13 protein-coding genes are annotated in these 21,780 nt (G+C 39.8%); 4 read left to right on the top strand and 9 right to left on the bottom strand.

Annotated features, from left to right (window positions below):
- Positions 1–34: 34 nt before the first annotated feature.
- The 8 genes from B9A58_RS00065 to B9A58_RS00030 all read right to left on the bottom strand — a co-directional run bounded on the left by B9A58_RS00065 (position 35) and on the right by B9A58_RS00030 (position 8,732).
- Positions 35–1,798 carry a peptide MFS transporter gene (locus B9A58_RS00065; RefSeq protein WP_084370383.1) on the bottom strand — a complete coding sequence of 588 codons (1,764 nt, stop codon included), beginning with the start codon at positions 1,796–1,798 and terminating at the stop codon, positions 35–37.
- A 514-nt stretch (positions 1,799–2,312) separates the two neighbouring features.
- A complete protein-coding gene (trpA, locus tag B9A58_RS00060) occupies positions 2,313–3,083 on the bottom strand; it encodes a tryptophan synthase subunit alpha (RefSeq protein ID WP_084371913.1) in 771 nt (256 codons plus the stop codon).
- Between the two features lie 34 nt (positions 3,084–3,117).
- A complete protein-coding gene (gene trpB / locus B9A58_RS00055; protein ID WP_084370382.1) occupies positions 3,118–4,299 on the bottom strand; it encodes a tryptophan synthase subunit beta in 1,182 nt (393 codons plus the stop codon).
- 7 nt (positions 4,300–4,306) lie between these two features.
- Positions 4,307–4,918: a phosphoribosylanthranilate isomerase gene (locus tag B9A58_RS00050; protein WP_176214632.1), complete on the bottom strand. Its 612-nt coding sequence runs from the start codon at positions 4,916–4,918 to the stop codon at positions 4,307–4,309.
- The gene (trpC, locus tag B9A58_RS00045) at positions 4,915–5,709 is read right to left on the bottom strand and encodes an indole-3-glycerol phosphate synthase TrpC (RefSeq protein ID WP_084370380.1); all 795 of its coding nucleotides are present in this window, start codon (positions 5,707–5,709) and stop codon (positions 4,915–4,917) included. Before trpC ends, B9A58_RS00050 begins: the two co-directional genes overlap by 4 nt.
- Before the next feature lie 2 nt (positions 5,710–5,711).
- A complete protein-coding gene (gene trpD, locus B9A58_RS00040) occupies positions 5,712–6,725 on the bottom strand; it encodes an anthranilate phosphoribosyltransferase (RefSeq protein WP_084370379.1) in 1,014 nt (337 codons plus the stop codon).
- Between the two features lie 4 nt (positions 6,726–6,729).
- On the bottom strand, positions 6,730–7,296 hold the full coding sequence (locus B9A58_RS00035) for an anthranilate synthase component II (protein ID WP_084370378.1): 567 nt from the start codon (positions 7,294–7,296) through the stop codon (positions 6,730–6,732).
- Positions 7,296–8,732, bottom strand: coding sequence for an anthranilate synthase component I family protein (locus B9A58_RS00030; protein ID WP_084370377.1), 1,437 nt, complete (start codon positions 8,730–8,732; stop codon positions 7,296–7,298). The genes B9A58_RS00035 and B9A58_RS00030 overlap by 1 nt, the downstream gene beginning before the upstream one ends.
- Positions 8,733–9,055: 323 nt before the next feature.
- Between B9A58_RS00030 and B9A58_RS00025 the strand changes: the two genes are divergently transcribed.
- The gene (locus tag B9A58_RS00025; RefSeq protein ID WP_084370376.1) at positions 9,056–9,475 is read left to right on the top strand and encodes a tellurite resistance TerB family protein; all 420 of its coding nucleotides are present in this window, start codon (positions 9,056–9,058) and stop codon (positions 9,473–9,475) included.
- 3 nt (positions 9,476–9,478) lie between these two features.
- Here B9A58_RS00025 and B9A58_RS00020 read toward each other — a convergent pair whose 3' ends face one another.
- Complete coding sequence (locus B9A58_RS00020) at positions 9,479–10,309, bottom strand: outer membrane beta-barrel protein (protein WP_084370375.1); 831 nt, start codon at positions 10,307–10,309, stop codon at positions 9,479–9,481.
- Between the two features lie 259 nt (positions 10,310–10,568).
- On the opposite strand from B9A58_RS00020, the gene B9A58_RS00015 reads away from it, so the two are divergent.
- The 3 genes from B9A58_RS00015 to B9A58_RS00005 all read left to right on the top strand — a co-directional run.
- Positions 10,569–12,164: a PorP/SprF family type IX secretion system membrane protein gene (locus B9A58_RS00015; protein WP_084370374.1), complete on the top strand. Its 1,596-nt coding sequence runs from the start codon at positions 10,569–10,571 to the stop codon at positions 12,162–12,164.
- 12 nt (positions 12,165–12,176) lie between these two features.
- Positions 12,177–15,515 (top strand): FG-GAP-like repeat-containing protein, encoded by a 3,339-nt coding sequence (locus B9A58_RS00010; RefSeq protein ID WP_176214631.1) that lies wholly within the window; start codon positions 12,177–12,179, stop codon positions 15,513–15,515.
- A gap of 230 nt (positions 15,516–15,745) precedes the next feature.
- Positions 15,746–21,780, top strand: a 6,035-nt coding sequence (locus tag B9A58_RS00005; protein ID WP_221407798.1) for a hypothetical protein, incomplete at its 3' end; no start/stop codon positions are given.

The following is a 21,780-nucleotide window of genomic DNA, read 5'->3' as shown; positions in this document are numbered from 1 at the left end:
CCTGCGGTTTTCTATCAAAAAATTTAATACCTTCTTAATTTACGCCATGCATACCCTTTTTCATTAAAGGAGCCAATACAAACAGTACCACGCTGATAGCCACTCCTACCCACATCAATGAAGAGAAAAAATCAGCATATACAGCGCTCGCAGCTGCTACGTCTGTCACTATACCTCCATCTGTGTCTATGGCGGCAAATTTGGCGATTTGTGCTGCTACGAGCTCTGAATAAGCAGTGGCCAAAAACCAGACGCCCATCATGAAACCGACCACCTTAGGTACAGAGAGTTTGGTGACGGCAGATAGCCCTACAGGTGATAAGCAAAGCTCACCTGTGGTATGTAGTAAGTAGGCCAATACAATCCAGATGTAGGCCACTTTTCCAGAAGCATCAGGCATGGAAGCGCCAATTACCAGTGCGCCAAAACCTAAGCCAGCTTGCAAAATACCAAGTCCAAATTTCAATGGAGTTCCAGGTTCTAATTTATGCTTGCTCAAAAATGTCCATAACCAAGCAAACAAAGGCGCGAGTAAGAAAATAAACATTGCATTCAAAGAACCCGTTTGCACAGCTGTCACTTCCCATTTTACAGGAAGTCCAGAAGTGGATGCTGCAACTGCACCTGCAAAACCCAAAGCATCAACTCCTAAGTAAATCAAGGTAGCAGCTATCAGAATGAAAATAGACCCAGAGATTTTCTTTTCGGAATCGTTCATAGCACCAAATTTTGCGCGGCCAAAGAATCCTACGACAAATGGAATAGCAATAAGCACAAAAGCCATTAGGTATAGCCCTATCGTTTCATCAGGCATGTAAGTCACATCTACCAAGACGCGATCCACTACTCTATCAGCATACAAGGTCATAGACGCAGCACTCTGTTCAAAAAGTGCCCAAAAAACAACAGTAAACAATGTCAAAGAAGCCAATACAGTCATTCGCCCACGTTCTACTTTATCACATTCCTTGTAAAGAAACCAGACCAGCCAAGCCAGCACGCCAAATGCCATGGCGTTCAATGTATTATGTACAATCGCGTTCGACTGAACCAAAAACCAAATGAGTGGCACACTTACTAATGAACCCATATAAATCGTCAATTCTTTATTCAGTCCCAGAAAGCCTTTTTCCTTTAAAACCTCTGGATTATCGGGCTCGGCATGTCCTTGAAGAAAACGCTGCCCCCAAAGAAATACCACCAAGCCCAACAGCATGCCAATTCCTGCTAAGCCAAAACCATAACCCCAGCCATAATTTTCTCCTAAATACCCACATAGTATAGTAGCAGCAAATGATCCAAGGTTGATGCCCATATAGAATATCGTGAATCCAGAATCTCTTCTTTCGTCTCCTACTTCATATAGTTTACCTACAATAGTTGAAATATTTGGTTTCAAAAATCCCACACCAACAATGATTAATGCAAGTGATAAATAGAAAATATTCAAGGCAAAATTATCCTGTACAAGTGCACCATCTACCATGGTCGCCTGATCTCCTTCAAAAGCCAATCCCAAATGTCCGAAGCACAACATAATTCCTCCAAATATGACAGCCTTTCTCATGCCCAAATACCTATCGGCCAGCATGCCTCCAATCACAGGTAATGCATATACTAAACCTGCGTAGGCACCCAGTACATCCAAGCTCAATCCATCAGTAAATAAGTGGTATTTCGTAAGGTACAAGAGTAATAAAAATTTCATTCCATAGAATGAAAATCGTTCCCACATTTCTGTAAGGAAACAAATATAAAGTCCCTTGGGGTGTCCAAAAATTTCTTGTCTGTCTTCCATAATGATTTTAAGAATTCTAATTTCTAACCGCCTCTACCAACAACTTAAACTCTCTCTATTTCCATTTCAAATACAGACCATTCTCATGCCTTACAAACCATGTTCTGGCTGGACAAAAGATGTCTTAAAAAGTAAAATGAAATTCGTTTGAATCCGACGAGGTTAATCAATTTTGGATGTTGTTTGATATAGATCGAACCGCCAAAATAAAAAGAATAATCTTAAATCAAATGGATGTGAAGTTTAATTCATGGCATTGATCAAGAATGTATCAGTACCTGACCAAGGCACGTAGCATCTGAATGCTACTATCAACAGCCAAACATTTGATCCTTGATTCAAAGAAATTTTATGAATTTCAGATCTTCTATGGCTGATCTCAATGGTTCATGGATGTAAAATCCAATTTCCTGATCTTATTAACTTAATTATTGACTTTTAAGCATATAAATACACTGATTTATAAGTATTTAAACATTGATTTTTAGATACGTCTAAAAGTAGAATTTCAAGCCTAATTGAATTGTTTCATAAATTTTTTAACGTTTTTACTGACATCTGGAGTTTCTGCAATTGCTTTTACAAAAGCGCTACCTATGATCCCTCCTTTTGAATATTTACAGACCTGATTGAAGGATGTTTTATCTTTAATACCAAATCCAGTAATCAATGGATTCTTCAAATTCATTGCCTCCAATCTCTTTGCAAAGGCTTCAAAGTCTGAAGTGAAATTCTTATTTTCACCCGTGGTACTAGAAGACGAAACCATATAGATAAACCCATCAGTATTTTCATCTACCAAGCGAATTCTTTGGTCAGTAGATGCTGGGGTAACGAGAATGATATTTCGCAATCCGTTAGCTTCAACAATCGATTTGTAATTGTCAATATATTCTTCCACGGGTAGGTCAGGAATGATCAAGCCATCCACATCTATCTCTTTACATTTTTTACAGAAATCCTCGAAGCCATATTGAATAATGGGATTGAACGAACTCATCATTATAAGCGGTATATCCACTGCCTTTCTTACATCCTTCAACTGCTCGAAAAGTAGTTTGACGGTCATGCCATTTTCGATGGCAACCGTATTGCTATGCTGAATGGTAGGACCGTCTGCTACTGGGTCAGAAAACGGGATTCCAATCTCCAGCAAATCCGCTCCCAACTCTTCAAGTTGCTCTATGATATTCATTGTATCATTCAGGCCAGGATATCCAGCAGTGAAATAGATTGAAAGGATATTATTTTTATTCTGAAGTAAGTTATTTATTCTGTTTTTCATCACTGAATTTAATTCGATATTAGAAGCATAATAATTATAGTCTCTCAAGATAGGTTTCCAAATCCTTGTCGCCCCTACCAGATAGGTTAATAACAATGGTCTCCCCAGGTCTGATATTAATTTTATCCAAAGTGGCCAAAGCATGCGCAGATTCCACTGCTGGGATGATACCTTCCAAAAGACACAATTCCTTGCCAGCAGTCATGGCCTCTTCATCAGTGACGGCTTCGTATTTCACTCTACCAGACTCAAACCAATGGGCCAAAGCTGGTCCAATACCAGGATAGTCCAAACCCGCAGAAATAGAATGTGGCTCTACGACTTGCCCATCATCCGTCTGCATAAAAAGTGTTTTACTTCCGTGTAAAATTCCACTCTTTCCCTTGAATGTAGCAGCAGCAGTAAACCCTGACTCTAGGCCTTTACCAGCAGCTTCGGCTGCAATCAGCTCTACCTGTTCGTCCTCAATGAAGTGGAAGAAGGCACCAGAAGCGTTGCTCCCGCCTCCAACACATGCTATTACTCGATCTGGAAATTCAGTTCCAGTTTTCTCCTTTAATTGCTTCCTGATTTCTTCACTTATCACGGACTGAAAGCGCGCTACCATATCAGGATATGGATGAGGGCCTACAACAGAACCAATAATGTAATGCGTATCAAACGGATTACTGATCCAGTAACGCATGGCCTCGTTTGTGGCATCTTTTAACGTCTTACTTCCAGAAGAAACTGGAACTACTGTCGCCCCTAGCATCTTCATTCGCCCAACATTTGGTGCTTGTCTGGCTACGTCAATTTCACCCATGAACACCACGCATTCAATACCCATCAAGGCACAGGCCGTAGCTGTAGCCACACCATGCTGACCAGCTCCTGTTTCAGCAATGATTTTCTTTTTTCCAAGTTTTTTAGCCAAGATGATTTGACCCAAGGCATTGTTGATCTTATGTGACCCTGTATGATTGAGGTCTTCCCTTTTCAGGTAAATATGAGCCCCATACTTGTCAGAGAGCCTGGTTGCCAAATAAAGTGGAGACGGCCGCCCGACATAATCAGACAGCAATTTTTCAAACTCTTGTCTAAATTCGTCACTAGCCATAATTTGCTTGTAGTTCTCGCGCAATTCAGTGACATTGGCCTGCATCATTTCGGGAATGAACGCACCACCAAAACTTCCAAAATAACCACGCTCGTCTGGTTTCAACTTGGTTTCCATCTATCTATTACTTCTTTAGTTCTTCAATAAAATTTCCTAATAAATGCTCATCCTTTAGCCCAGGAGCCATTTCAAACTTACTATTCACATCCACTGCATACAATAGTGGGTGTGACAAGCTTTTCAATGCCACTACATCTTGAGTACCAATACCACCACTGAGGATAAAAGGTGTCTTTAATTGGTATTCATCTAATACCCTCCAATCAAACTGCGTCCCATTTCCACCATAAGAGACTCCTTTCGTATCAAAGAGAAAATAATCAACTACGGATTCATATTCTTCAAGATTACTGGGTAGTTGGTCATAGATGGAAAAGGCCTTAAGGAGCTTATATCCTTGGGTTTTTAATTGCTTACAGTACGCTGGTGACTCATCCCCATGAAGTTGCAGGTAGTCTAGTTGATAAGCTTCAGCCAATCTCTCGACTTCTTCAATGGCTTCATTCACAAAAACACCTACTTTTTTCTTGCCCGACTGGATAGCCCCCTTTATATCACCATCATGAAAATTCCGTGAAGATTTACTATAGAAGATGAAGCCAATAAAATCCACCTCAGCCGCATTAAGAAAGGCTAAATTGGCCTGATTTCGGATGCCACAGACTTTGATTTTCATCTTTGAGCCCATTGAGTAGTCATAAATTTCTTTAGTTCATTTGCTGGATCTACATGTTTCATAAACTGCTCCCCAATCAAAAAACCTTTATATCCTTCTGCGGCCAGAATATCCATTTCCTTCGTGGAGGATATACCACTCTCTGATATTTTCAGTTGATCCTGTGGTAGGATCTTAGCTAAGTCAATTGAATTCTGAATGGTCGTCTTGAAACGTTTCAAATCTCTATTATTCACTCCCAGAATATCTACAGCATCATAATACCCTTCATTAAATTCTTCTTCATTATGAATTTCGAGCAATACTTCCAACCCTAATTTATGAGCAAGATCTGTGAATTTTACTATGTCCTCCTTAGTGAGTATTGCTGCAATCAAGAGCATCAAATCTGCTCCAATGGCTTTCGTTTTATAGATTTGATATTCATCTATGATGAAATCCTTTCTCAGCACAGGACAAGTCATGTGTTTTCTAGCCCTTTGCAAATCTTCAATACTTCCGCCAAAATAATCCTGATCAGTCAAAATCGAAATAGCTGACGCGCCAGCCTGACAATAACCTTTCGCCACTTCTGCCACGTCCACTTTATCATTTATAATCCCTTTGGAAGGAGATTTGCGTTTGAATTCGGAAATAATACCATAAGGTGATGCAGACTCTAAGTTTGCAACTGTAGAATGGCAGGCACGATCGAAATAACTTGATTTGATTAAATCATCAATGGATATTACCGATTTTTGGTAAGCCGCTTCTTCTTTCTTGGTCTGTACTATTTTATCTAAGACATTCATGACTAGGAGACTGGGATTTGAGTTTTGTTTGGATTTAAAAATGTTTTGAAGCTCTGGTAGGCGGCACCACTGGCAATAGACTCCTTTGCCAGTGCTACACCCTCTTTGATATCCTTCAACCCTTGACCTACAGTCAACGCTAAACCAGCATTTGCCAATACTACTTCTGTTTGTGCTTCTGTGGCCTCACCTTTTAAGACATTCAAGAAAATTTGAGCTGAATCTTCCACTGTATGACCGCCATTAATTGATTCTTGCGTGACTGGGTTCAACCCTAAATCTTCGGGATAATAAACTGTTTCGGCTTGATTGGTTATCACTTTAAAAGCACCAGTCAGTGATATTTCATCATAGCCATCTAAGGCATGCACAATCGCGCAATCGCGATTTTCGTTTTGATGTAGGTATTGATATAACCTAGCTAATTCAAGATTATACACGCCAATCAACTGCTTTTCTGGTCGACTAGGGTTCACCTGGGGACCAAGCATATTGAAGAACGTTTTTAAACTAAGATCTCTGCGAACTGGCGCTACATTCTTCATGGCAGGGTGAAAAAGTGGGGCATGCAAAAAACAAATACCAGCTTCATCCAGACTTTTTCTTAACTCAGATTCTTCTGCTTTAAATTCATACCCCAAATGCACTAGCAAATTGGACGAGCCACACATAGATGAAACGCCATTATTGCCATGTTTGGCAATATTTTGACCTGCTCCTGCTACTACAAAGCAAGACGTAGTTGAAATATTAAAAGTATCCTTGCCATCTCCGCCAGTTCCACACATATCCATGGCACCATACCCACTCAAGTCTATGGATTTACAAAGCTCCAGCATAGCTTCTTTGAATCCTGCCAACTCATGGGTACGAATGCTTCTCATCAAATAAACAGTCATAAAGGCCGCCATTTGACTCTCATTGTAAGCGCCGTTTGCTATTTCCACCAGAGTATCCTTGGCCTCTTGCTGAGTCAGGATATAGTTATTGGTTAATTTTTGAAGTATCTCTTTCATCAGCTTATGCTTTAATCCAGTTTTCCATGAGTTTGATTCCGTGCTCAGTCAATATTGATTCAGGATGAAACTGAACACCTTTCACATCATATTCTTTATGGGCAATGGCCATGACCTCTCCATTATCATCCACAGCTGTGACTTTCAAATCACCAATTTGCTTTGGGTCTATGGCCCAACTGTGGTAACGGCAAACTTTGAAGTTTGCAGGCATACCATTAAACAGCCTGTCTTCACCATCTACTTTTACATTAGTGGCGATTCCATGCAGCACAGTAGGTAAATTATAGAGCTTGGCTCCAAAGATTTCTCCTATCGCCTGATGTCCCAGACACACACCAAATATTGATTTATCCTTGGCATACTTTTTTATCACCTCTAACAAAATTCCACTGTCAGATGGGAGTCCAGGGCCAGGTGAGAGCAAAATACGATCGTATTTGCCTACTTCATCAATTGCAATTTCATCATTGCGAAAAACCTCCATATTTTCATCTCCTTCCAGCTCGCGTAGAATATGAACCAGATTGTAGGTAAATGAATCGTAATTATCTAATACTAATGTCTTCATTATTGCTGTGCTTCAAGTTTTTGATTGATATGATCCGCCTTTTGAATGGCCGATTGAAGTGCTCCTACTTTATTGTAAACTTCTTGAACTTCACTATCAGGATCAGATTTGGCTACTACGCCTGCACCTGCTCTGAAGTGTAGTTTATTATTCTGACTTAGAAATGAACGTATCAGAATCGCATGATTGAAATTGCCATGAAAATCCATCAATCCAATCATCCCTCCATAATAGCCACGTTGTGAACTTTCATACTCGTCAATCAACTGCATGGCTCTATGCTTAGGCGCTCCAGAGAGCGTTCCTGCGGGAAAGGTGTCTGCTGCCAAATCAATTGCAGTTTTTCCATTCTTGAGGAAAGTAGATACTTTAGATACCAAATGAATGACATGAGAAAAAAATTGAATTTCTTTGAACTTCTCTACAGTCACCTGATCTCCTGACTTACTCAAGTCGTTTCGTGCTAAATCCACCAACATCACATGCTCAGACGTTTCTTTTTCATCTTCTGACAGCGCTTTTGCCGCCACTGCATCCTGTTCGTCATCTCCAGTCCGTTTATAAGTACCCGCTATAGGGAAAATGGCTGCTTGGCCATCATTCACTTCCAATTGCGCCTCTGGGGAGGAACCGAAAATCTTAAATGAACCATAATCAAAATAAAATAAATAAGGAGATGGGTTGATACTACGAAGCGCACGGTACAACAAGAATTCATCTCCTTTAAACTCTGTATTGAAGCTTCTCGACAATACCATCTGAAAAGTATCACCAAGCTGGCAATGTTGAATGGCCTTTAACACGCTGGCTCTATATTCTTCATCAGTCATATTTGATTTGATCTTTCCATTGGACTGAAAAGAATACTCTGGCGTATTATTAGAAGAAATCAGCATTTCTATTTCATCTAAGTTATATGACTGACTCTTATCTGCCAATGCATTGTGCGTAATGAATATTTTATTAGAAAAATGATCAAAGGCAATGACATACTCGAAGAAGAAATACTGCATCAGTGGAACATCAAAGTCCTTGGTCTTATCTGGATTGAAAACAATATTTTCGAATAACTGCACCCCTTCGTAAGCTGTAAAACCAAAAAGTCCTGCCTTAGTGTAGCCTGCACTTTCATCCTTATCAGTTTTGAAACTCCCTAAGAACTTTTGAAAAGCCGCTAGAGCATTCGTTTGATCCAGGGGTGTAAAGTTCGCAGCCCTGCCAGGCATTTGCTTAATCACATACCCTTTGTCTACCTTGAATTCAGCTAATGGAGAGAATGCGATATAAGAAATACTATTTTCCTTGGCATGATAATCCGAACTTTCAAGAAGAAATGAATTCGGAAAACGATCTCGTATTTTGAGATATATGCTCACTGGGGTCAATATATCCCCTAGAATTTCTCTTGTTTTTGAATAAATATTAATTTGTTTCATGTCGATTTTAAGCAAAAAAAAAGCCCCGTCGACCGGGGCTTTTGTTATCTATATTTTTCAATACATACTAGTTCCGATCACATTTCGCTTGCAAAATGCTCCACCACCAGTTTGTATTGTTGTTTATCATTTTCATTAATGCAATTATATTCTAGGAATAGACCAGAACCAAAATTAAATTCAAATTTTTAAAAAATATTTTCTCCGAAGAGCTATTATTAAATTATATATTTCAAAATTTCATTTAATTTGAATATTAGAAACAAATTACTGAACTTGTACTTTCTTTAAGAATCAAGAACACAGCCTAAATCAATATATATATGTCTTCAGAGTTAGATGTAAAACAGCAGTTAAGTTTGCTTGTTCACCTGTCAAAGGTTGATAATTTTATCGCAGAACCTGAATCTAAGATGATTCACTATCTGGGCAATTTGCATGGACTTACTGAGGATGATATTGAAACAATTATCGACAATCCTATGCCTATTCCCGATCTACGAGATTTGGCACCAGATACAAAATTTGAATACCTATTCAATATTGTTCAGCTAATGAAAGTGGATGGTAAAGTATTTCAGTCTGAAATAGATTTTTGTGAGAAGATTGCTTTGAAACTTGGCTACAAGCCTGGTGTTATAGCTGATCTATCAGCTTACGTATATAGTGATCCCACTATCAATACTAGCAAAACTTTTTTGAGGAGTATAGTCGATGAGCACTTGATGCCACGTAAGAAATAATTACTACCTCTTATATTTCTTGGCTTTCTTCCCACCTACATTTGAGGAGCTTTTGCCCTTGACATTTAAAGCAGGATTGAAACCAAACATATAGGATACTGATATCATTAGCATGTGGGATCTGTATTCCATATCTTCTTTATAGTTCTCGATATTCGAAAAAGCTACTCCATCATTAAAAGCCATATTAGAATGTGCCCAACTAATTTTCGCATCAACTATGACTCGTTGTGAAGGTGTAATATCAAATAACCATCCCACACCAAAATCAAGTGCGTACTGCAAGCGATTGGGCTTGGTCACAATCAATTTATTTTCATATTCAGTTGGATTTATTTCATCCAATTCTTCATTTAGAAAAAGAACTTTATAATCTACCGCCTGCCCCAGGACAGTCGCATTTTCTTCTGTTTCATCAGATACGATACTACCCTTTCCTCCTAGCCACCAACTCAATCTTGGCCCAGCTTCTGCAAACACTTTAAAACGGCTGTTTTTCATAAATACCACCCGAGCCATCAAGGGTGCGGTTAGGAAATGATTGACCGTTTTGTTATCCAAACTCTGATCAGGAAATATGGACTTTGCTCTAGTCCGATTATTTATCCGAGCATACACTATTTCAGTATGCACTTCGAAGTGGCCTTCTGTTGAATAATCCATGGCAATACCCGCATGCCAATTGACTTTATTCGATACCTTGAAGGTATCTGAATGAGACTTTGATTGATACTGAGGTATAATAATTTGAGTTCCAAATTTTGGTCCAAACCAAAATTGAGCTTGACTAGAGAACGAAACCAACAAAAACCCTAATATTAATAACCTTTTCATGTTTCTATTTATTACTCACCTGTTTAAGCATCAAGATTTGCAAAATACAATAATAAAATCATTATCGTCAATCATGCTGCACAATGCACAAAAAATATTCTCGTTTTGATAATAATATCGATTTTTTCCAATTATTGTATAGAGTCCAATCTAATTTCTGTAGTTTGTGAATTTTCAATTAGATTTGAACAATACAAATTGTCGAAATAAAAGATCTAATTAGATAGCCTTTTACTTTAGCAAAACAGGTGTGTAGCATATGAAAAAAAATACATTAATATTCCTGCTTTCAGCATTTCTTGCAGGACACGGTCTTATGGCACAAGATCAAAAAATCTACAGTCAATTTTTCATGAATCCTTATGTAATCAATCCAGCTTATGCTGGAGCAACTGGTTACACTACTTTCTTTGGAGTACATCGTCAGCAATGGCTAGGCTTGGAAGGTGCCCCTGCCTACTCCCACATCAGTTTTAGTACGCCCTTGGAAAACAATATTTCTGTAGGCGCCATGGCCTACAACAGCAGTGTAGGGCCTCTCAATTCATCTGCCGCAAAAATCACAGGAGGATATTTATTGGAATTGGATCGAAAGCAATTTATTCGCTTTGGTATGTCAATTGGGGGTGGTTACACTTCCTATGATCTGGACAATTCATTAGACCCTTCCATCATACAGTTTCAACAATCAAGCACTTCTTTTATAATGGCCGACCTTGGGGTCTCCTATTATTATGAAAATTTCAATGTAGCCCTATCTATTCCAAATCTGATAGGTCGAAATGAAGTGGATGCCAATGGATTTAGTGAAATCAATATTGAACCATACAAAGATTTGACATTACAGGCCAATTACAGGCACTTTGTAAACAAAGATTTTTCAATAGAACCACACCTTATTTATAGGTTTTCTGTTGATAATTTATCTGAGTATGAGGGAGCTGTTATTGCGCACATTGGCCATGTCATTTGGGCAGGCTTGAATTACAGACAGGATTATGGGATGGGCGCCTTATTTGGACTGAAAATTCAGGAAAAAGGCGCTGTTGGTTTTGCCTATGAATATGGATATTCTGAATTGGAAGGAGCTACTTCAGGCACTTTTGAAGTTAGTCTTGGATTGCAACTAGGTGACAACAAGAAAAATCAAAGACAAGCAGTTTCTTTTATTCATAATTTCAAAAAATCGAAACATGAAAAATCTAAGAGTTCAACGCGAAGTCAGTACTTAGCGCAACAAAGAGCTAAAGCGGCAGAAGAAAGAGCTCAGCAAGCTGCTACTGCAGCTACAGCTGCCCAAACTGCACAACAAACAACAACGCCTGCTGAAACAACCCCAACTGAAGAACCTGTAACTAAGACTGAAACGGCAACTACAAATACATCTTCATCTACGGTAGTAAGTGAGACCATAGATCATGATACTCCACTTCAGCACAGAACCACAGATAAAGGGATATGGGAAATTGGCGCTACTTATATTCAAACAAGGGCAGATAGTACTAAAACCAAGGAATTGAAATGGCATGATGCATTAACTGACACACCAGATCATGCTGAATTGCCACCAAACACACATCGTAGAGTTCCTGGCAACATTTTGGAATTACCAGCAGGACACCATGTAGTAGCAGGAGAATTCGACACGTATGAAGAAGCTGAAGATTATAGTGATAAAATCTTTGAAATGGGATTTCATGGTTCTTTAGTTGGTCACCTCGAATCCCTGGAAGACAAAAAATACGTAGTTGTGGTGCACAAAGGTGCTACCATGGGTATTGCTAGAGAAGAGCAGGACAAATGGAGTAAGCGTAAGAACCTGAATCATGTATATATATTAAACGTGGTAGAGTAATCAGATATGAGAATGAACAATCAATCAACATATAAATATTATATCGTCTGCTTCTTGCTAGTTTTTGGAAGTTTGACAGCCATCGCTCAGGCACCCTATATCAACAGCATCAATCCTTCATCAGCAAGTGTTGGGGAAGTGATTAATATCTCTGGAAGTAATTTTACTGGCGTCTCAGTAGTACTATTTGGTGGGACACGTGGCACAAACCTGACCATACTTGATGATAATTTAATCACTGTAGAGGTTCCCTTTGGCGCAACGTTCGATCAAGTCAGCTTACTACATACCACTAATGGCAGCGGCTACTCCATAGAAAAATTCAATCTCAGCTTTGACGGACAGTCCATAGATGATGGAAGCGAGATGATAAACAACGTCAGTAGTCAAACCCCCTTTGCCACTGGCAAAACCCAAACACAAGATTTATGTACTTGCGATTTTGACAATGACGGAAAATTGGATGTGGCCGTATCTAATGCTGGAAGCACGGATGGGGTTATTATATATATCAATGAATCTTCAGCGGCAGGTACTGTTGATTTTGTGGAGCCAGCAGTTGTAGTAGAAAGTAGATTCACCACTACCAATGTGATATGTGGAGATATAGATGGTGATGGGTTTCCAGACCTAGTGGCCAACCAACTGGGTAATCAAGGAAGCATTTACACTTATTTAAACGATGGCGCCGGAAATTTTGCTACTGGTGAAGAATGGGTTATCCCAACAAATAGCGAGGGTGACTTCAGAAAACCCGGGCGTTTGGCTCTTGGAGATTTAGATTTGGATGGATTGCCAGAAATTGCTGTAGCCACTGAGGATGAAAATATAGTTTATTACTTCAAAAACACCAGTACATCTGGAAACATCAATTTTGTGTCAGTTCCCCTTTCATTGTCAGCCAATTCAAATAGCGGATCAGCAGGACTTGGTGGCCTTGATATTGCCGATATGAATAATGATGGCTTTCCAGAGATTATCACTTCCAATTTCACCGAAAGTGGTTTCTACATTTTTCAAAACAACAGTCAAATTGATGACATCTCGTTCAACGCTCCTTTGTTTACACCTACGGGGACAAGTATCAGAACCTTAAAGACTGGTGACTTAGATAATGATGGGTTTATGGATGTGATACTTACCAATTCAGATATTTCAAGCAATAACGTCATTGAGATTGTAGAAAATACCACAACCACCTCTGGTACAGATGTGGTCATGGGCACTTCATTTACCCTTTCAGGTATAAGACAGAGCTGGGGGCTTGACTTAGGAGATATTGATGGTGATGATGACTTGGATATAATTATAGGCTCTGAAATAGAGAATGGATTTTACACAATAATGAATACCAACTCATCAACCATTGCAGCATCAAGCTATAGTGTAGGTCTGGTCGCAGTGAGCAATGCCAACAATGCAAGAAATATCGTAGTCGCAGATGTTGATTCAGATGGGCGTCCAGATTTTATTTACGCCAATAAATCTACTTCTTCAGCCACTGGAAACCTTGCCCTTAGACTGAATGAAGTTTGCTATGTTCCAGTCATTAGACCAGATGCATCTACTGCACTGTGTGACGCGTCTACAGTGAACTTGATTGCGCCAGCATCAGGTTTTACTTATAAATGGATGAAAGATGGAGGGGATCTGGCTGAAACTTCGAACACACTATTGATTGATGAAAGTGATGGAGCCGTGGGAGGAGATTATACTGTAATCATAGAAGATAATGCAGGCTGTCAGCTAGAATCAGCTGCTGTGACCATTACTACACCAGGAGAGTCTTTTGATGCACCAACTATTACAGTTTCTGACAATACTGCTTGTAGTGGTGATGATATTTTATTTAATGCGACCGCAGGCGCTACTGGAACCACAATCTCTTATGTATGGACAGGCCCAAATGATTTCACCAGTACTGATGAGGATCATGTCATTACAGGAATAAGTGCAGACCAGTCCGGTGAATATTACGTCACTGCCACTTCTAGTGCGGGCTGTGAAAAGTCTTCTGCTGTTGAGGTGATATCTGTAACCAGTTTGCCCATAGTAAGTGTACAAAACCCAGCACTAGATTTTTTCTGCGAAGGCAATTCACTTGATCTTTCTGCAACAGATTTTGGAACTGATTATACTTATGATTGGAAGTTGGATAATGTGAGCTTGGGAGAAAGTGACCCTTCCCTACTGGTGGCAACTACTGCAGGTGATTACAGCATCTCAATAAGTGATGGTACCTGTACTAACACCAGTGCCGCAAGAAATATAACCAGCATCTCTGCTCCCACCTCGTCATTTACAGCGTCAGATGTTACAATATGTGAAGGTGTGGAAGTAGACTTTACTGCCACGTCAACTGGAGATCATGAAGACTTAACTGTTATTAATAATTGGGATTATGCCGGAGAAGGCACAGATATGGGTAATAGTGTAAGTCATGCTTTTGCCACGATTGGAGATAAAATTATCAGCCTCACGGCTAAATATGATGGCATAGCAGATGATGACTGTGATTATCAGCCCGTGACACAAACGGTAAGTGTGGAGGCCGCTCCCACAGATGTGGATCTCATCATATCTGACAATACGGATGCAAATAATTTTGAAAAATGTGCTGAGGCTGATTTGAGGATCAGAGTAGATGGCACCTTTGAGTCCTATAATTGGATTATAAGTACCGAAAGTGTAGGGTCAACTGCAGTACTGGATGTAAGTGAAGAATCAACCGTTTATGTTGAATTGGAAAATTCAATTAAATGTCAATTTTCGACTGACCCTGTCAATATAACAAACTACACCAATGGTGGGATTGAAATTGGTGTACAAAACCCAAATACTTTAGAAATAGACCCTACGTTAGGAAAAGTAGTGAATGTGGAGGAAAGTACATCCATTATCACTTTAGGTGTGTTAGACGCAACAGATCCAGCATGGGAACCAGCAATTTTTATTGAGGATACCACTCTGACTACCGTCCAAGTCGCTGTGAAAAACAATAGGCTTATAAAGGTCTATGGAATAGATGCATTAGGTTGTCAGGAAGTGGATTCAGTCACTTTAAGAGTGCCAGGTATACGAGCAGATAAAAATTTTACGCCCAATGGGGATGGTATAGGAGACTGCTGGAGTGTATCTAATGTAGGCGGCACAGATTGTAAGGTGGTGATATTTGATAGCAAAGGCAGGCGAATCAGGGAGCTATCCTACAATGCAGACAGTGATGATGATTGTGTCTGGGAAGGTGATAAATCGAATGGTTCACCACTTCCTGATGGTGTGTATTATTACTTTTTAAGTTGTTCAGATAGTGAAAATGAGAGTAGCGGATCGATATTTATGGTGAGATAACGGGCGTAATTTTTACCTAGTCCATAGGGGATATCCGTAAATTCATCGAAAAACGACCTTCCATTAGTGATATTTTATATTAAAATAGTACACAACATTTTTTTTCAAGTACCTTTAATGCAAAATTGGCCATGTTGAACTCAAGAATGAAACCAAATCAGCTCAAAAGCACCTCGGTTACTTTTCAGTTCGCAAGGGCATTAAAAAGTAGAACTTTTTTCTTCAATCGTATGAATAGCTATAGAAAGATTTTTATCCTCGTCCTGTGTATTGTCCCTAACCTACTGCTTGCGCAAGAAATTTGCGACGATGGTGTTGACAATGACGGCAATGGATTTGTAGATTGTTATGATAGTGCGTGTTCGGGTACAGAAGAATGCTCAGAATTTTATTTTGGAAATTCAGTAGTCTGTGATGACCCTGCCACTCAAAATCCTGTATTCCAAATCAAACTGCAATGGTCTTCCGCAGACGAAACAGCTTTTAATTCTGTAACTCCTGCTATAGGCGATATTGATAATGATGGAATTCCAGAAGTAGTATCTACTAACCGTGTTCAAAATACCGTTACTGTATTAGATGGAGCTACAGGAATCACACAGCACGGCCCAGTGAATGTAGGATTCGACGTAGCTAAGACTGTAGCAATCGCAAATTTAGATGATGATGATTGCGCTGAAATATTCGTACGAGGATTCAATAACAACAATCTAGCCATGTACAGTTGTGATCTTTCCACAGAAATTTGGAAAGTAAACACTACAGTGTCCAAAGTAAATATGATTTCTCTAGCTGATTTCAATGGAGATGGTGTAGTAGAACTTTTGCATGGAAATGAAATCAGAAATGCCCATGACGGAACCGTTATTATTGCTGGAACCGGAAATTTTGGATCAGAGGTAATTTATGCCTCACTACCCATTGACATATTACCAGATGCAGCTTGTGCTAATTGTGAAGGCCTAGAAATAGTGGCAGGCGGTAAAATCTATTCAGTAGATATAGCCAATCAAATTAGAACTTTAGAAAGAGATATTAATGACGTATTGCCAGCAGGTAGCCAATACGCTATTAAAGGTGGTAGCTTCAATAAAAATGCAGTATCAGTAGCTGATTATAATCAGGATGGTAATATCGATGTAGTTTTTAGTGGCGCGCAATATGTTGGTAGCTCAAAAAAGACTGCAGTTTTTTTCTGGGATGTCATAAATTTCAACGTTATTTCCTATCTCCCACCTCAGAATCATGGTGCAGGGACTGGTAGAATCAATATCGCAGATATTGATGGTGATGGTGAATTGAATTGTACGTTCGTCTCCAAAGAAAGACTTTATGCATTAGACGAAAATATGGTTCCTCTTACCACTTGGAATGGTGGTTTAGGATACAAAGATATCACAGAAGGTTCATCAGGGTTTACGGGTTGTACCGTTTTTGACTTTAATGATGACAAAGCTGCTGAGGTAATATATAGAGGTGAGCAATACGTACATATTATTGACGGAACTACTGGTGAATCACTGAAGCAAATTAAATGTACTTCTAGAACATTTGAAGAATATCCAATTGTAGCTGACGTAGATGGTGATGGTGCGAGCGAAATCTGCGTTTCATGTTCATTTGATGACAATACACCTTTTACTCCATATAATAATGGTCAATATGCTCACATAAGGGTTTTTGAGGCTGATGGAGGAGAAAACTGGCAACCTTCGAGACCCATTTGGAACCAACACGGGTATTTTAATGTCAACGTAAATGATGATTTGACCATACCAACCAACCAACAGGATCCTGGCAAAGTATTCTCCACTAATGTATGTACCACTGGGGATAACAGACCACTAAATGCATTCTTAAATCAGGCACCCTATCTCAACGAAACTGGGTGTCCTTCTTATGTTTCTCCAGATGTAGAATTGGTGGAGGTCACAGGTGTGGGAGCTGCACAATGTCCAGAAGGAGATTTTGACATTACTGTAGTGATACAAAACACTGGAGATATCGAACTGACTGGTTCTTTGCCAATCACATTTTATAACGGTTCTCCTGATGAATCTACTTCCACTAAATTAAATACAGTTTACACCACTTTTACCAATTTTGAAGTGGATGCCACTATGGACATCAATACATTCGTTTCTGGAAGTGGGGGAGATTTTGATCTGTATGTGTCCGTAAATGACGATGGATCACAAGCCCCACCAGTTACTACTTTCATCAGACCAGTGCCTGAATGTGATGAAAATAACAATTTGACATTTACTAGTGTTGTTGCAGATCCTTTTGAACTTACACACGAAGTAGTCAGTAATAATATAAAATGTGATCCGACCAAACCTGACAACGGCGATGCCAGAGTATTTTATTTTGGTACTATCTCGGCTACAGTTGAAGAAATCTGGAATGAAGATTTTGAAGATTTATCTCCTGGTACAGAGGTAGATAACGGAAGTACTGCATGGAGTTTTATAACTGCTCCTTCGAGTGCAGATAATTTAGAGGTTTCGTTTACAGGATCTACCAATGAGTTATTTTTTGCAGATACCGATAATCAAGCCGACTGGAGAACAGAATATGTGGACTTCAGTGCCTACGAATCTGTCAATGTTTCTGTCAGTACACGTTCGAGTGCAACTTGTGAAAGTGGTGATTATTTGAGACTTTGGTATCAGGTAGATGGAGGTAGCTGGGTCGTGCTCAACAGTGGGAAAAGAAGTGGAAATTTCGGGACTTACACTGCAACTGCAAGTGGCATTACAGGTAATGAAATTAGAGTTATTGCCCGAGTAAAAAATAGTGAGGACAACGAATTCTATTATATAGATGACGTTGTTTTCGAAGGAGTGAAAGACGAACTCAGTGGAGAAATTACTTCAGGATTCGACTTCTACTGGTTTCAAAATAATAATTTCAATGATACCGTTTTTGTTGGTAGCAGATACACGGCGCTAGCTGCTGGAAATTATCAAGTAGTAGGAGAATCACAAAGTAACTCTTGTATTTCGAACGTCGAAGAAATCACAATTACAGCAGAAGACAACTCTCCTACTGTTGGTATTACCAAAACGCAAAACCTAACTAATTGCGAGGTTCCAGATGGGATATTGGATGCCTATGTCATAATAGATGGTGTACAGGTGACAGACGGGTTTGATTTCACTTGGTATGTAGGAAATGATTTCACCACTATTAAATCTACAGGTGCTACTGCCAATTTTCTGAATGTGGGCACCTATTCTGTAGTGGTAATAGACGAAACTTCTGGTTGTGAAACCACACTTTCGGAGACTGTAGACTCAGATCAAGAGCAACCTGGAGTTTTTGAAGTGGAGGTGCAGCATATCACAGATTGTACCGATCCGAATAGTGGTTATATAATCGCTGGTTCAGATGGCGCTAATTCAAGTTATACTTTTAATTGGTATGATGGATCAGAAATAAAAGCATCACCTGATTTTAGTGCATCTGGAAATAATGGTTCTGGAAACTCGGGACAAAAATACAAAAATATTGAGGCGGGATTTTATACTGTTACAGTTCAGCACAAAACCTCAAAATGTATCTCAGATCCATTGACAATAGAGGTACGTGATGATTCTAGTTCTCCAGAAATCGTGATGACCATAAATGACAATACCTCATGTTCAGAAAATGGAAATGGATTGGCATCAGCAGCAATTAGTGGGGAAAATATTAATGATTACACGTTCAAATATTATACGGGCTCAAATGCCCTGGCCGAAAATGAAATTGAAACGGTAAGTGGAACACAAGGAGAAGTAGCTCAACTACTCTCTCCAGGAAACTATTTGGTTACAACAGAAGAAACAGCCACAGGCTGCGTTGGCCGTTCATATTTCACTATTAGCGATGATTCAACCGAACCCATAGACATTTCTCCTGCTGGATTTAGCAATGTTGTTGTGGCACATGTGGCCTCTTGTAATGGCACATTGGATACGGGTACTGGTATAATAGATGCTACAGGAATGCCACTCCCAAATGTGGATACAGACGAATTTGAAACAGTAGTTAATGGTAGTTTTGAAGTTCCAAATATTTCCAACCCTCCATATAATAAAGGTGGGAGTTGGACGCTTCTTGATCAATCGGAAGCATTGGGATGGTCTACCACAAACTCTTCGGGCAACCTTGAGTATTGGGATGATGGATTTCTAGGCGTTCCTGCTTATGAAGGAGAACAATTTGCAGAAATTAACTCTGATGGATTTGGGGCCTTTTATTTTGATGTAGTTACTAAGCCTGGTATACGCATGGTTTGGTCTTTTGCTCATAGAGGTAGAAATGGAACGGATGTAGTCGCCCTGAGAATAGATGATCCAGCTGCCGCGACTCCTGATATACAATATACAGCTACTACAGGAAATACTGCGTGGGGTGAATATTCAGGGGAATATGTCATTCCAGATGGCCAAACAGTCACCCGATTCTCTTTTGAAGCTATTAGTGCAGCCGGAGGAGCTACTATCGGCAACTTCTTAGATGGTATTGTATTTGAAGTGGCACCTTATTACTACCAGCTTTTTGCTGGGGGTAGTTCATCTGGTACTCCTCTAGATGAAAATACAACAGGATATTTTGATGGATTAGATGTAGGCACCTATACCTTATCTGTAGTGGATAACATTACTGGTTGTAAAGCCAACGATATTGTACTAGTGATAGAGGCAGTAGAAGAGTCCCCTGTGTTAGTAAGACAGCTCAAAACAGCAGACACCTATTGTATTGATGGGAATGGCTCACAAATTATTAGAGCTTCCGCGAGTGATGCAGACTTATTGGGAGAGCCAGTAGATGGTTATAAATTTGAAATTTATTCAGGCACAGATACTACTGCCACGCCATACGCAGGTCCGTTTACAGGCACTAGAGCTGATGACGACTCCCCTACTACGTATCAATTCACTGATTTAGAGAATGATACTTACAGAGTCTTAGTTATCAATCGTGACAATGAATGTACAGCCTTTACGGATATTACAATTATTGATAATTCAGAAATCCCAGCATTCTCTAATATGATTGTAAACAACAATACGTCCTGTGATGCTGGAACACCAAATGGGCAAATAATTGCTAATGTTTTTGGGGAATCCAAAACTGACTTCACCTGGTCGTGGTTGGATGACGGAGGCAATCCTGTAGCGGGAAAAACTGCCATTGATGGAGCCTCAGATACAGAAGCTAACTTATTGTCAGGACTAGGTGCTGGCACTTATCAGGTATATGCTATTCATACTGAGACTGGATGTGAAACGGGTTTTGCTTCAGTAGATGTAATAGATGAACCTTCAGGTAATTTTCCTGTTCTGTCATTAACAGAAGTTGCTGAAAACACAAATTGTGGTGTAGGCAATGGATCTTTGCAAGTGCAAGTGGATGAAGGAGCTGGTTTTATTGACCCAGACGGCTATACTGTTGAATGGTTCTTGGGTGATGACACTTCTACTTCAATCTCTGATGGAGTGGATCCAGGCAACAATTCTTTGCCAGACGTTTCTGGTAGTGCCAACCATATCCTCTCTGGATTAAATGCTCCTATAGGAAATAATGAGTACACTGTTCGCGTGACAAATGCTGATAATTGTGCAAATACATCTACGATTACTTTAACTAACAATCCATCTGCTGGAGAAATTACTGGCAATTCTATAACTCAAGTAGAGAGTTGCCCTGGTGGTACTACTCACCCTGATGGAGCCATTGAAATAACTGCTGTGACAGAAGTTGGTTTTGGCGATCCTGTCAATGATTATACTTACTCATGGTATTTTGGGTCTTCTAATGATATAGCCAATGTTCTGGCCAACGGTGATAATATTGGAACAAAAAAGGGCGCTGATGCAGTCGCAGTAACTATTTCTGATGCAACAACTAATCACATAAAAGGGTTAGACGCTGGCTTCTACACCGTAGAGGCTACCAACACCACTACGGGCTGTACTTCTGATCCTGTCACTATTGAATTGACCGAAAACCTCGCCACCATCACCATGGGTGAGGCCAACAATACCAACCAAACCAATTGTGACGACAACTTCAATGGCAGCATCGATATCTCGGCTACTGGCGCAGGGGAAACCTTCGTCTACACCTTCTTTGTAGGGGCCAATACAGATGTGGCCAACCAAATCGACATCAACCCTCGTGCTGCCGAAGCAGATTATGATCAGGTGGCCATCTCTAACGATGTCAATACCAACTTGGCAACTATAGAGAACCTGCCAAAAGGTACTTATAC

This window comes from Reichenbachiella faecimaris, from assembly GCF_900176375.1.
GTDB lineage: Bacteria > Bacteroidota > Bacteroidia > Cytophagales > Cyclobacteriaceae > Reichenbachiella > Reichenbachiella faecimaris.
Note: the sequence above shows the minus strand (reverse complement) of the source record. Positions and strands in the feature narration are given on the sequence as shown.

Bases quoted from the DNA above. Each gene is read 5' to 3' on its own strand.
- B9A58_RS00065 (WP_084370383.1), bottom strand. From the start codon at position 1,798: ATGGAAGACAGACAAGAAATTTTTGGACACCCCAAGGGACTTTATATT.
- trpA (WP_084371913.1), bottom strand. From the start codon at position 3,083: ATGAAAAACAGAATAAATAACTTACTTCAGAATAAAAATAATATCCTT.
- trpB (WP_084370382.1), bottom strand. From the start codon at position 4,299: ATGGAAACCAAGTTGAAACCAGACGAGCGTGGTTATTTTGGAAGTTTT.
- B9A58_RS00050 (WP_176214632.1), bottom strand. From the start codon at position 4,918: ATGAAAATCAAAGTCTGTGGCATCCGAAATCAGGCCAATTTAGCCTTT.
- trpC (WP_084370380.1), bottom strand. From the start codon at position 5,709: ATGAATGTCTTAGATAAAATAGTACAGACCAAGAAAGAAGAAGCGGCT.
- trpD (WP_084370379.1), bottom strand. From the start codon at position 6,725: ATGAAAGAGATACTTCAAAAATTAACCAATAACTATATCCTGACTCAG.
- B9A58_RS00035 (WP_084370378.1), bottom strand. From the start codon at position 7,296: ATGAAGACATTAGTATTAGATAATTACGATTCATTTACCTACAATCTG.
- B9A58_RS00030 (WP_084370377.1), bottom strand. From the start codon at position 8,732: ATGAAACAAATTAATATTTATTCAAAAACAAGAGAAATTCTAGGGGAT.
- B9A58_RS00025 (WP_084370376.1), top strand. From the start codon at position 9,056: ATGTCTTCAGAGTTAGATGTAAAACAGCAGTTAAGTTTGCTTGTTCAC.
- B9A58_RS00020 (WP_084370375.1), bottom strand. From the start codon at position 10,309: ATGAAAAGGTTATTAATATTAGGGTTTTTGTTGGTTTCGTTCTCTAGT.
- B9A58_RS00015 (WP_084370374.1), top strand. From the start codon at position 10,569: ATGAAAAAAAATACATTAATATTCCTGCTTTCAGCATTTCTTGCAGGA.
- B9A58_RS00010 (WP_176214631.1), top strand. From the start codon at position 12,177: ATGAACAATCAATCAACATATAAATATTATATCGTCTGCTTCTTGCTA.